Annotated in this window: 13 protein-coding genes; 5 read left to right on the top strand and 8 right to left on the bottom strand. The window is 60.9% G+C overall.

Translation table 11 applies throughout. From position 1 onward, the window contains the following. Window positions 1-228: 228 nt before the first annotated feature. Window positions 229-660, bottom strand: coding sequence for an Lrp/AsnC family transcriptional regulator (locus tag PL640_RS04255; RefSeq protein WP_142839386.1), 432 nt, complete (start codon window positions 658-660; stop codon window positions 229-231). 147 nt (window positions 661-807) lie between these two features. Here PL640_RS04255 and PL640_RS04250 point away from each other — a divergent pair, with 147 nt between their 5' ends. After that, a complete protein-coding gene (locus PL640_RS04250) occupies window positions 808-1,908 on the top strand; it encodes a saccharopine dehydrogenase family protein (protein WP_110757503.1) in 1,101 nt (366 codons plus the stop codon). A gap of 96 nt (window positions 1,909-2,004) precedes the next feature. Here the strand turns inward: PL640_RS04250 and PL640_RS04245 are convergent, their stop codons facing one another. Beyond that, entirely contained in the window at window positions 2,005-3,465 is a 1,461-nt protein-coding gene (locus tag PL640_RS04245; RefSeq protein WP_271361450.1) for a protein adenylyltransferase SelO, read from the bottom strand. 173 nt (window positions 3,466-3,638) lie between these two features. Between PL640_RS04245 and PL640_RS04240 the strand changes: the two genes are divergently transcribed. The 3 genes from PL640_RS04240 (at window position 3,639) to PL640_RS04230 (ending at window position 6,762) form a co-directional block, all read left to right on the top strand. Beyond that, a complete protein-coding gene (locus PL640_RS04240; RefSeq protein WP_271360895.1) occupies window positions 3,639-4,706 on the top strand; it encodes a sensor histidine kinase in 1,068 nt (355 codons plus the stop codon). A 92-nt stretch (window positions 4,707-4,798) separates the two neighbouring features. Next, entirely contained in the window at window positions 4,799-6,517 is a 1,719-nt protein-coding gene (locus PL640_RS04235; protein ID WP_271360894.1) for a glycoside hydrolase family 32 protein, read from the top strand. A gap of 71 nt (window positions 6,518-6,588) precedes the next feature. Next, window positions 6,589-6,762, top strand: a complete 174-nt coding sequence (locus PL640_RS04230; protein ID WP_142839384.1) for a hypothetical protein — start codon at window positions 6,589-6,591, stop codon at window positions 6,760-6,762. Window positions 6,763-6,789: 27 nt separating this feature from the next. Here PL640_RS04230 and PL640_RS04225 read toward each other — a convergent pair whose 3' ends face one another. Next, complete coding sequence (locus PL640_RS04225; RefSeq protein WP_271360893.1) at window positions 6,790-8,172, bottom strand: MFS transporter; 1,383 nt, start codon at window positions 8,170-8,172, stop codon at window positions 6,790-6,792. 181 nt (window positions 8,173-8,353) lie between these two features. Here PL640_RS04225 and PL640_RS04220 point away from each other — a divergent pair, with 181 nt between their 5' ends. Next, the gene (locus PL640_RS04220; protein ID WP_149898879.1) at window positions 8,354-8,602 is read left to right on the top strand and encodes a hypothetical protein; all 249 of its coding nucleotides are present in this window, start codon (window positions 8,354-8,356) and stop codon (window positions 8,600-8,602) included. A gap of 17 nt (window positions 8,603-8,619) precedes the next feature. Here the strand turns inward: PL640_RS04220 and PL640_RS04215 are convergent, their stop codons facing one another. The 5 genes from PL640_RS04215 to PL640_RS04195 all read right to left on the bottom strand — a co-directional run bounded on the left by PL640_RS04215 (window position 8,620) and on the right by PL640_RS04195 (window position 12,581). Beyond that, window positions 8,620-8,961 (bottom strand): type II toxin-antitoxin system RelE/ParE family toxin, encoded by a 342-nt coding sequence (locus PL640_RS04215; RefSeq protein WP_269698451.1) that lies wholly within the window; start codon window positions 8,959-8,961, stop codon window positions 8,620-8,622. Beyond that, entirely contained in the window at window positions 8,951-9,220 is a 270-nt protein-coding gene (locus PL640_RS04210) for a ribbon-helix-helix domain-containing protein (RefSeq protein ID WP_149898877.1), read from the bottom strand. The genes PL640_RS04215 and PL640_RS04210 overlap by 11 nt, the downstream gene beginning before the upstream one ends. Window positions 9,221-9,296: 76 nt before the next feature. Then, window positions 9,297-9,497, bottom strand: a complete 201-nt coding sequence (locus tag PL640_RS04205) for a heavy-metal-associated domain-containing protein (protein ID WP_269698452.1) — start codon at window positions 9,495-9,497, stop codon at window positions 9,297-9,299. A gap of 55 nt (window positions 9,498-9,552) precedes the next feature. Further along, window positions 9,553-9,975, bottom strand: coding sequence for a Cu(I)-responsive transcriptional regulator (gene cueR, locus PL640_RS04200; protein WP_269698453.1), 423 nt, complete (start codon window positions 9,973-9,975; stop codon window positions 9,553-9,555). Continuing rightward, window positions 9,972-12,581, bottom strand: a complete 2,610-nt coding sequence (locus PL640_RS04195; protein ID WP_271360892.1) for a heavy metal translocating P-type ATPase — start codon at window positions 12,579-12,581, stop codon at window positions 9,972-9,974. The genes cueR and PL640_RS04195 overlap by 4 nt, the downstream gene beginning before the upstream one ends. Window positions 12,582-12,619 lie beyond the last annotated feature (38 nt).

Below are 12,619 nucleotides of genomic sequence, written 5' to 3'. Positions count from 1 at the left end.
GGTCTTCGCCCTCGCGTAGTGACAAAAGCATGGGAGGGACAAGCGCCTTTGCCGCTTCGTTGCGTAGAACATTGTTTCCGTCATACCGGCCTTGAGCCGGTATCCAGCCAGCCCAAGTCCTTGGGCTGAAAAGACTCTATTCGCCGCGCAGACGCTGCGGCTGGATGCCGGATCAAGTCCGGCATGACGGAAGTGGGTTTTGCGTACCTTACACTTCCCAAAACATCCCTACCGCGAAATCCGCGTCGACAGAATGATCGACGACAGCGTGCGCTCCACGCCGTCAAGCGCGCCGATGCGGTCGATCAGCCGGTCGAGATCGAGGATCGAAGGGGCGGCCAGAATCGCAATCAGGTCAAATGTGCCGCTCACCGAATGCAGCGTCGTGACCTCCTTGATGGCGGCAAGTGCGGCCGTCACGCCGGGCAGCGCCTTGGGTGCAATGGTAATCAGCACATGGGCGCGCACCAGCCCGGAAAGATAGCTTTCCGAAAGCCTGAGGCCATAACCGGCAATCACGCCGTCTGCCTCCAGCCGCTCGATGCGCGCCTGCACGGTGGTGCGGGAAAGGCCGAGCTTGCGCGCCAGTTCCGCCACCGGCATGCGGGCATTTTCGGAAAGCAGGGCCAGCAGCGCCCGATCCTTGTCGGCGATTGCCATAATGATCAATCCTGTCGTCTAACTGTCCAATAATAGACCGCTATCTGCACATAGTGAAGCTGCGAATCGTCAATAAAAGCTGGCATTCTGTCTTTGAGGCGCATTTGTTGCGCAAAGGCATGCGAATTTACTGCGGGGAACAAAAACATGAAAAACATTGTCGTCATCGGCGCGGGCAATATCGGTTCAGCCATAGCCTGGATGCTGGCCGCAACAGGCGATTATCGCATCACGGTTGCCGACCGCTCGGCCGACCAGCTGGCCAACGTGCCGGCACATGAACGCGTCGATACCGAGATTGTCGACATCGCCGATCGCCCGGCGCTGGAAGCACTGCTGAAGGGCAAATTCGCCGTGCTTTCCGCCGCCCCATTCCACCTGACGGCGGGCATTGCGGAGGCGGCGGTCACTGTGGGCACGCATTATCTCGACCTCACCGAAGACGTGGAATCCACCCGCAAGGTCAAGGCGCTCTCGGAAACGGCTGAGACCGCGCTCATTCCGCAATGCGGTCTGGCGCCCGGCTTCATCTCAATCGTCGCCGCCGATCTCGCCGCCCGCTTCGACAAGCTCGACAGCGTGCGCATGCGTGTCGGCGCGCTGCCGCAATATCCGTCCAACGCGCTCAACTACAATCTCACCTGGAGCACGGACGGGCTGATCAACGAATATATCGAGCCCTGCGAAGCCATCGTCGAAGGCCGCCTCACCGCCGTTCCGGCGCTGGAAGAGCGTGAGGAATTTTCGCTCGACGGCGTCACCTATGAGGCCTTCAACACCTCGGGCGGTCTCGGCACCCTGTGCGCCACGCTGGAAGGCAAGGTGCGGACGATGAATTACCGCACCATCCGTTATCCCGGCCATGTGGCGATCATGAAGGCGCTTCTGAACGACCTCAACCTGCGCAACCGCCGCGATGTGCTGAAGGACCTGTTCGAAAACGCCCTGCCCGGCACCATGCAGGATGTGGTCATAGTCTTCGTCACCGTCTGCGGCACCCGCAATGGCCGTTTCCTGCAGGAAACCTATGCCAACAAGGTCTATGCCGGCCCTGTTTCCGGCCGGATGATGAGCGCCATCCAGATCACCACCGCAGCAGGCATCTGCACGGTTCTCGATCTGCTTGCCGAGGGTTCCCTGCCGCAGAAGGGCTTCGTGCGGCAGGAAGAAGTGGCGCTGCCGAAATTCCTCGAAAACCGGTTCGGCCGGTATTATGGCTCGCATGAGCCGCTGGCCCGGGTGGGGTGATTTAAGGCTCAACGTTGCGGCATGTTTCTTCTCCCCGGTCGGGGAGAAGGCGAAAGACGCAACCGCTCGTTCCAACACTGCGGGATCGACCTTTGGTTACGTCCCGCAAAATGTCCTGAACACCCGCTCATGGCTCATCGGCGGCTGCATATAGACAAAATTGTCCGGCCGCTCCTCGAAAGGCGTCGCGATTGCCGTCAGCATGGCGTGGAACGGCTCGAAATCATCGTCCTCCACCGCCGCCTCGATCAGTTCCTCGATACGGTGGTTACGCGGGATGACCGCCGGATTGACTGATAACATCGCCCGTGACCTGTCGGCATCGGAAATATCCTCGCGGCCGGAGCGCTCCCGCCAGCGGGCGAGAAATTCGTCCGCACCGGCAATATCGATGAACATGCCGCGAAATGGTTCGGCATCGCCATTCGCCGCGTGGGAAAGACGCCGGAAGGTCAGCGTGTAGTCCGCTTCCGATGCCTGCATCAGAGCCAGAAGTGCCTGCACGAGATCGAGATCACCTTCCTCTTCCAGCGTCAGGCCGAGTTTTTCGCGCATGCCGGCCAGCCAGCGTTTGGGAAAGGCAGCGGCGAAATCGGCCAGCACGGCATTGGCAAGTTCGGCGGCCTTTTCCACTTGAGGATCGAGCAGCGGCAACAGGCATTCCGCCAGCCTGGCGATGTTCCATTGGGCGATGCCCGGCTGGTTATTATAGGCATAACGACCCTGCGCATCGATGGAGGAAAACACCTTGTTGGGGTGGTATTCATCAAGGAAGGCACAGGGGCCGAAATCGATGGTCTCGCCGGAGATCGCCATATTGTCGGTATTCATCACACCATGAATAAAGCCCACCATCATCCAGCGGGCGATGAGGTCGCATTGCCTTTCAGCGATGCCGCGCAGCAAAGCGAGGTAAGGATTGTCAGCGGTTTTTGCCTCGGGATAATGGCGATCGATCACGTAATCCGCGAGGTTCCTGATCGCTTCGTCATCCTCTCGCGCGGCGAAGAACTGGAAGGTGCCGACACGGATGTGGCTTGCCGCAACGCGGGTGAAGACGCCACCCGGCAGGCCCACTTCGCGCTGCACCCTTTCGCCGCTCAGAACCGCCGCCAAGGCCCGCGTGGCGGGAATGCCAAGCGCATGCATCGCTTCGGAGACGATATATTCCCGCAGCACCGGCCCGAGCGCCGCACGCCCGTCTCCGCGGCGCGAAAAGGGCGTAGGACCAGAGCCCTTCAGCTGGATATCCCGCCGTTTGCCGCTTTTGTCGATGACTTCGCCAAGAAGAATGGCGCGGCCATCGCCCAGCTGCGGCACGAAGCCGCCGAACTGGTGGCCGGCATAGGCCATGGCCAGCGGCTCTGCCCCCTGCGGCACGACATTGCCGGAAAAGATCGCCGCCAGCCTTTCATCGTCAAGGCCGGAAACATCCAGAAGGAGTTCGTCTGCAAACTTGCGATTGAAGGCGATGAGGCGCGGCGCCTTCACCGGCGTCGGCAGCACGGCGGCGCTGAACCGTTCCGGCAGGCGGGCATAGGAATTGTCGAATCTGATCACGGTTAAACTCCCTGCTTTTGCCTGATATGGCGGTTTTTGCGCCCGGTTGCGAGGGTGCCAGCGGCAAATTCGACAGGCCGCGCCAAGCTTTAGAGAAATTCAGTTTGAACTCGGGGGGTATTAGTCCCTACATAGATGGGGTAATCAGCCCCGCGCTACAGGATGAGTTCGTGCCGCATTTCCCCGATGACGATAGTGAAATGGGCAAAGCCATCCGGCTTTTCGACTGGGCATCAACGGCGGCGGGACCGGTGGACACATGGCCCGTCGCGCTGAAGACCACGGTGCGGACCATGCTCAAGCAGGGCCACGCGATCTGCCTGTTCTGGGGCCCCGATCTCAACATCATCTATAATGATGCCTATCGGCCGTTTCTGGGTCTCAAGGAACGGGATGCGCTCGGCAAGCCGTTTCATGTCATCTGGTCCGACGTCTGGGACGATGTGAAACATTTTGTGGAAACCGCATTGTCCGGCAAGGGCACATTTGCCGAAGACCTGCATCTCGTCATGGATCGCAACGGTTATCCGGAAGACACCTACTGGACCTTTTCCTACAGCCCGCTTTATGACGATGACGGCAATGTCGCCGGGCTGATCAACATCACGATCGAGACGACGGCGACGGTGGAAGGCCGCAAACGTGAAGAAGTGCTACGGCGCGAACTCGTCCACCGGGTCAAGAATACCATGGCGATCACCACGGCCGTCGTCAGCGCCACCATGCGCCATTCCCAGACGCTGGAAGAAGCGCGCGACACGATCAAGAAGCGCATCGCCGCACTCGGCAACGCCCAGAACCTCATGCACGCGTCGGGCAAAGGCGCCGGCATCACCGCCCTTGTCTGCGATTCCGTCTATCCTCATCTCGATGACAGGGCGCGGGTGACGATTTCCGGACCGGACGTGGACATCGCCCCGCAACAGGCGCTCGGCCTGTCGCTGGCGGTTTATGAACTGGCCACGAATGCATTGAAATATGGCGCACTTTCCAATGAACGCGGCAGTGTTGATATTCGCTGGACGCTGGACAGGAACGACCGTTTCGAACTGCGCTGGCGCGAGACAGGCGGGCCACCCGTCAGCGCGCCGACACGCACGGGCTTCGGCTCGCGCCTGACCAACCAGATCGTCGCGGCCTATTTTTCCGGTGAAGGCCGCACCTTCTATCATCCCGATGGGCTGGTGTTCGAACTGGACGGCAAGTACGAAACCGCAGCGCAGGAACAGGCCCAATAACCCACGTGGGCGAAAGCTACGGCGGTTGAACTTTCTTTCGTCCCATTCGTTGCGTTTTCTGAACCAGAATTGCAGCAACGAAAGGAACGGGAATGACCGTCGTTGAAGCCTTAAACGCCGAGCCGGAAAGCGCCATCCGCACCCTCCACACCGACCTGCCGGTCAACGCCACCTTCCATGTCTGGCTGAAGGCGAAAAAGACCGCTGAACCCGGCGCCGTCTCCTTCTCCAACCAGAATGGAAAATTCGCTGAAGTTTCAAGCGTCAACACGGAAGAGTTCGGTTTTCGAATCTATCAGGTGTTCGGCGGCGGCCATGTGGAACTGAGTTACGATACGGTGACGACAGCCGTTTCCGTCATCTACTGGTTTACCGCTTCCGATGTGCTCGAGACCGGCATCACCGTCGTTCATACCAAGCCCGACAATGCCGCTCCCGAGCTGCCCGATAGCTATCACTTCCGCCCGCCGTTTGGCTGGATGAACGATCCTAATGGCTTTGGCCGTTTCGAAGGCCGCCCGCATCTGTTCTACCAGCATTATTCGCATGGACTGCGCTGGAACACGATGCATTGGGGCCATGCAGTCTCGTCGGATTATCTGCGCTGGCGGCATCTGCCGATCTTCCTGTTCCCCTCCGAAGACCTGACGACGCGGCCGGACAAGCGCGGCGGGGCTTATTCCGGCTCCACCATTCCGCTGGTCGAAGGCACCGGCATCCGCGTCTTCTTCACCGAACAGGTGCAGGACCGCATTCCCGAACAGCAGATCCAGCTGACCGCCACCTCCGCCGATCTCATCATGGCCGGGCAGGCAGAGGTCATTCTCGCCCAACGCCCGGACGGACAGGGGCTGACGCCGGATTTCCGCGATCCTTACGTCTTTCGTGGTCCCGATGGATTGTGGAAAATGCTGCTTGGCAGCCAGAGCGATGGCGGTGGCGTCATTCTGCTTTACGAGACGCTGGACCCCACCGCCGCATCCGGCTGGACCTATGTCGGCAAACTGTGGGTGGAAACGCGCTACAAGACCACGGCGATCGAATGCCCCTGCCTCTTGCCGCTGGACGGCCCGGCCAATGCCCGCTCCACCCGCTGGGTGCTGATCTATGGGCTGATGCATTCGGAAGACCCGGAAACCGGCCGCAAGAACCTCACCATGGCCGATGTCGGCTGGTTCGACGGCAAGGCCTTCACCAAGGAATCCGGTCAGGAACTGGATTTCGGCACCGATAATTACGCCTTTCAGGCGTTTCTGGATGGCGACAGCATCATCGGCATCGGCTGGCTCGCCAATTGGGCGGATGCCAGCCCCGAGATCGATTTTCCCACCTCCATGACGCTGCCGCGCCGGATTCATTACGTCAACGGCGAGCTTCTGACCCCGCCCATCGGAGCTGCGGAAAGCCTGCGCAGCCATATTCTCGACCGCACGCGCCTTGCCGCCGGCGAACGTGTGACCTTCATCAACGGCGCGGTGGAAATTCTGATCGAGCTTGCCGAGGCTGGCGCGCCATTCGAACTGGCGCTTGAGCATCCGACGGTCACGCTCGGTCTCGTTTCCGATGAAACCGGCCTCTGGATTCGTCATGAAGACGGGCGCGATGGTCCCTCGCCGCATTATATCGCCAAGGGCGCACGGGCCTCACGCATCCGTATTTTCCTGGATTATGGCTCCATCGAAGTCTTCGCCAATCGCGGTCGATATGTGGGCACAAAACGCATCGAGGGATTCGAACCCGTGCGTTCGGCGCTGCTGAAGGCGGCTGCCGGTGCGGTGGTGCACGCGACCAGCTGGGCGCTCAAACCCTGAGGAACCTTTTGGCGGATATGGCGGTTGATAGACCAGCAACAGCCGACCAGTTCGCCAAAAGGAGAAACGGCATGACCAAAATCCGCGATACCAGCGACCCCATTCTGTTTCCGACCGAAGCCAATGAAAACAAGGCGGAGAAAAAACGTGCCGGCAAAGGCATCGTCGTCATTATCGGCGCGATCGCCATCATGTCCTTCGTCGTTTATCTGGCGGCGATCACCATCGCCGCCACGCAGTCTTAGCCCCCTCGCCCTCCCCGGAACCTGTGCTCAGCCGCGTGCGCTTCTCAGACCGCGGGCGGTAAGGAGCGCAATGAGTGAGACGGCAGCACCCAGCCCGTAAAGATAGGCCATCGGCATCGTCACATCCGCCCGCTCGATCTGCGCAACGAGATCGGTGGCGGCAGCGACGGTGCCGCTCGCACCCGCACCGGCCGCCGCCCCCAGCGTCGCGACCGTGGGAAGCAATGCACCCGTCATCTTGCGCTCTTCCTCCGGGGCTGCCTCCATGGCGGCCTGGCTGATGCCGGCCCATGACATGCCGAAGGCAGACCCGATCAGGATTTGCCCGAGCAACATCTCGCCCCAGTTTCCGCTTGCAAGCCCCAGCCCCAGCAGGGCGCAGCCCGGTACCATCTGGTAAGGGCCATAATGCAGGCAAATTTCTCTCAGGCGGATCGAGCGCAAGCTGCCGATCAGCATCGCCACGAAGCTCCAGGCAAGCGGCATCGTCACCACGATGAAACCGGCGAAGGTTGGCTCATAGTGCCACAGATTGATGGCGACATAAGCGAGATAGACACTGCCGAGCGCATGGGCATAGGACATCAGGAACAATACCCAGAAACCGCTGCCCAGCACCGTCTTCAACCGGAAGGAATCTTTCGGGAACAGGCCGGAAGAAGGCCGGATGCCCACCCGCAGCGAGGCCCATAACAGCGCAGCACCTGCCAGCAGCGAGATTGCCCGCAGGCTCGCATCCTCGAAGGCGGAAGGCGCGGAAAAGGCAAGTGCGCCAACCAGGCACAGAACCAGCGGCACCAGTGGTTTGCGCGTCGCCGCCACCGGACGCTCGGCGGAAACGGCGACGGTCGTGTAGGCCAGCAGCAACACGATCAGCGGCGCCGACAGCAGGAAGGTGGCGCGCCAGGACAGGTGTTCGGTAGCGAAACCGCCGGTCAGCGGGCCGATAAAGGACGCGACCGCCCAGATCGCCGCCTCTATGGCAAAGACCTTCGGCAACAGGCCGGAGCGAAAACCGGCCGGTATAAGGCTGTAGCACACCGCCACGATCAACCCGTCGGCCAGCCCCTGCAACGCCCGGCCGACGACCACCCATAAGAAATCCCCGGCGATTGCGGAGAGAATCGAACCGAAAGAAAAGATCAGGCAGCACAGAAGCAAAACGGCGCGGGCGCCAAAACGCTCCCGAAACAGCACGGCGGTAACACCGCCCGCCACGGAACCAACGAAATAGAGACTATAGGCCCAGCTGTAATAGGCAGCACCGCCAATTTCGTTGACGGCGACAGGCAAGGCCGTCACCACCGCGAACTGGTTGAAGGCATGCAGGCCGATACCGGAGGAAATGACGGTCAGAAGCGAGAGGTTCGCTCCGCTCAGTAATTCGCCCCAGCCGTTTTTCTCCGTCATTTCCACACTCGTCAAAGCCGTATCCTTTCCATTTTTGCGATACGGCGGGCAAACTAGAACCTCAAGCACCATTGAGGTCAAGACGGCTTTTCACGCAATTTGCTTTGAAGGAATTGGCTGCCGGCAGGAACCCCGCCCCCGCCCGGCCGTTTGCTGAAGAACCGATAGAAAGGATATCGTCATGGACCGCAAGAAAATCATGCCGCTCAACGAAGACGCCATGGACGAGGATCTGCTCGATCTCGACGTCGATGCGCTTCCGGCCAAGGGAGAAATCCCGCAATCCATCGAACAGGAAATCGAGGAGGAAGAGGCCGAGAGCGAGGATGACCCCTATCAGGAAAGCGACGAGGCCCTTCCCGACGATGCGGAAGAACGGGTGATCAACCGCAATCCCTCGCGGGAAGGCGGGGCGTTCGACGAGGTTTGACCCGGGCTGCCGGAGCCTTATGCAAGGCGCTTGAGCATATGGCGCTGATGGTCCTGCCCGCCGAAGAAGACGGCAAGAATACGCACGGTCTTTTCGCCCTCATCGACATCGAAATAAAAAACTGCCTGATTTTTCGTTACCCGGCGAAGGCCGGGTAGCAATTCTGGTGTCAGCGTTCCCTGAAACGGCGCTTTGTGAAGAGCGTCCATATCCGCCTCAATCGATCCCACCCGTCGCGCCGCCCGCGTGAATGCGGCCGGCAAAGCATCGCCAAGATCGAGATAGGACTGGACGAGATGGTCGAGAATGAGACCGAGGTCCTTGTCCGTCTGTGTCGAACGCAGGACCTTAAAGGCCATAGCCGGCCTTTTTGGCCGCGATCATGGCCGCGGTTCTGTCCTTGCCATCCTCCACGGAGATGAACTCCCCCTGCCCGCGTTCAGCCAGCAAGTCACGAAGCGCCGCGATTTCGGCGTCCTTTAGTTCGGTTTCCTGCCGAAGCAGTTCCAGCCCGCGCTGGACCACGGCGCTGAGGCTGGCATAACGCCCCTCCTCCACCAGCCGGCGGGCGAAGCTATCCTGCTGATCGGAAATGGATACGGACGCCTTGACGGACATTGCGGCACTCCTTTTGCATGGAGGGTGATGCTACTCAGTAGCACACCCTCCATATTCATTCCAGCAACAATGACTTTCAGCCCACCCGCTCCGGCGAATAACCGGCATCGCGGATCGCTGCTTCCGCCGTTGCGGCGTCGCCCGTCACCGTGAGTTTGTGGGTGGCGAGATCGATGCTGACAGACGCGTCGGGCAGCACGTCAGCGAGAGCGCCGCGCAGGGTCTTTTCACAATGGCCGCAGGTCATGTCTGACACGAGGAAGGTGGTTGCAGTCATGGTTTTTTCTCCTTTTGACCGGTAGCGATATGGTCGCGCCGGCTGTCATTGCAGTTCAGTGGGTTCTTACCTGCTCGCCGACGCTCTTTTCAGCGCCGGCGAGATCATCGAGGATGGGGCAATCGGGCCGGTTATCGCCGCCGCAGCAATGGGCGAGATGGGACAGCGTCTTCACCATGCTCTTCATCTCGGCGATCTTCTGCTCGAGATCGGCGATATGGACGAGCGCGATCTCCTTCACCGCCGAACTCTCACGGCTCTTGTCCTGCCAGAGTTTCAGCAGCGTCTCGGTTTCTTCCAGCGAGAAACCGAGCGTGCGCGCCCGTTTGATGAAGCGCAGATTGTGCACGTCCTGCTCGCCATAGACCCGGTAATTATTGCCGGTGCGGGCGGCGGGGGTGATGAGGCCGATCTGCTCGTAATAACGGATCATCTTGGCGGAAACGCCCGATGCTTCCGATGCCTGGCCGATATTCACGACGTCACCTCCCTGTGAGCGACCTTCGCCCGTTTCAACCGCAGCGCATTGGCAAGAACGAAGACGCTGGACAGAGCCATCGCGCCCGCGCCGATCATCGGCGACAGCGTGATGCCAAAGGCGGGATAAAGCACGCCTGCTGCAACCGGTATCAGCGCCACGTTATAACCGAAGGCCCAGAACAGGTTTTCCTTGATGTTGCGCATGGTCGCCCGGCTCATCTCGATGGCATTGACCGCCCCCAGAAGATCACCGCCAACCAACACCACATCGGCGCTTTCGATGGCGACATCCGTGCCGGTGCCGACGGCGATGCCGATATCGGCCTCGGCCAGCGCCGGCGCGTCATTGATGCCGTCACCGACAAAAGCCAGCACCTTGCCGCCGGCGCGCATTTCATGGATCGCCTTCACCTTGCCTTCGGGCAGCACTTCAGCCACCACGCGGGAGATGCCGACCTGCCGGGCGATTGCATTCGCCGTGCGTTCATTGTCGCCCGTCACCATCGCGACTTCGATGCCCATCGCCTGCAACGCCCTGATGGCAGTCACACTCGAGGGTTTCAGCGGATCGGCGACGGCAATCGCAGCCGCCAGCCTGCCGTCGATGGCGGCATAAAGCGGCGTCTTGCCCTCGTCACCCAGCCTTGCGGCGGCTTCAGCGAAAATCTCCACGGAATGGCCGAGTTTGGCCATGTAACGATCCGCGCCGACTTCGACCCTGCGGCCATTGACGGTGGCCGCGATGCCATAACCCGTCACGCTTTCGAAGTTCTCGACGGTCGCAGGTTCTAGCCCTGCAGGGGTCGCCACCTTCTTTTCTTCCGCAGCCCGCACGATGGCTTCGGCAATCGGATGTTCCGAACGGCCTTCGACGGCGGCGACCAGCGCCAGCACTTCGTTATCGGCAAACCCTTCCGCAACCACCAGATCGGTCAGTTCCGGGCGGCCCTTGGTCACAGTGCCGGTCTTGTCGACCACGACAATCTGCGCAGAGCGCAGTTCCTGCAATGCCTGCCCCTTGCGGAACAGCACACCCAGCTCCGCTGCCCGGCCGGTGCCGACCATGATTGAGGTCGGCGTGGCGAGACCCATGGCGCAGGGGCAGGCGATGATGAGCACCGCGACCGCATTGACCAGCGCGAAAGTATAGGCGGGCTCAGGACCGAAGATCGCCCAGACGATGAAGGTCAGCACGGCAATCGCGATGACAACGGGCACGAACAGCGCGGTAACACGGTCGACCAGCAGCTGGATCGGCAGCTTGGAGCCTTGCGCCTCCTCCACCATGCGGATGATCTGCGACAGCATGGTATCCGCGCCGACCTTGGTTGCCCTGAACTTGAAGGCGCCGGTCTTGTTGATGGTACCGCCGACGACCGCTGCGCCGACCGTCTTTTCCACCGGCACGGGTTCGCCGGAAATCATGGACTCATCGACATAGGACGAGCCTTCGACGACTTCGCCATCCACCGCCAGCCTTTCGCCGGGACGGATGACGACGATATCGCCCGTCACCAGATCGTCAGGGGAAATATCGATGGTCGCACCGTCGCGCTCCACCCGGGCGGTCTTTGCCTGCAGGCTCATCAGCTTGCGGATGGCGTCTCCCGTGCGGCCACTGGCGCGGGCTTCGAGAAGCCGTCCGGTGAGGATCAGCGTCACGATAACGGTGGCCGCCTCGTAATAGACGAATTGCGCCTCTGCCGGCAGCAGATCGGGCGCGAAGGTTGCCACCACGGAATAGAGATAGGCCGCCGTGACACCCAGCGCCACCAGCGAGTTCATTTCCGGCGCGCCGCGCAGCAGGGCCGGAAAACCGGTCTTGAGAAAGCGCAGGCCCGGCCCGAAGATCACCGCCGTCGCCAGCACGAAATAGATGTAATAGAGGTTCTGCGTATCGATGATGCCCATCAGCCAGTGATGCATCGGCTCATAGAGATGGCCGCCCATTTCCAGCACGAAAAGCGGTGCGGTCAGGATGGCGGCAATCGTCAGGTCGCGTTTCAGCGCGCCCTCTTCACCTGCATGCTGCATATGGTCATGGCCGCCGCTTTCGCCGGCCATCGCCATCTGGCTGTGGCCCTGATGATGTCCATGGTGCTGGCTTTGGTGTTGGCTTTGGTGCTGGTTGGAGTCTTGATGGGCGGAATGATCGTGCGGCTTGCGCGTCGTCAGCGCAAAGCCGGCGAGCTTTGCCGTTTCCACCAGCGCATCCCGCTCACGCCGGCCACCGATGGTTTCCACCGCCACCTTGCCGGCAGCAGCGTCCACTTTCACGTCGACAGTAGTGGCGACGGCGTCCAGAATGGTTTTCAACCGCCCGGCATCCGCATCGGTGCGCAGGCCTTCGACGGCAAATTCATGCCGGTCCGGTGCGATATTGTAACCGACCTTCTTGATGGCGGCACCGAGCGTTCTGGCAGAAAAGCCCTCGACGGGCTCGACGGTGAGCTTCTTCGTGGCGAAGTTCACCGAGCTTGATGCAACGCCCGGCACCTTGGCCGCGGCCGTTTCCACCCGCCGCACGCATGACGCGCAGGTCATGCCTTCCACGGGAATGGAAACCGGTTGGTTCGAATGGGCGTGTCTGACTGTCTCGTTCATGGGAAATCCCCTTTCGAGACCCTATGTAGGGCTTCCCA

The sequence above is a fragment of the Agrobacterium sp. ST15.16.024 genome, from assembly GCF_027956545.1.
Classification (GTDB): Bacteria; Pseudomonadota; Alphaproteobacteria; order Rhizobiales; family Rhizobiaceae; genus Agrobacterium; species Agrobacterium cucumeris.
This window is presented reverse-complemented; position numbering and strand designations above follow the sequence as displayed.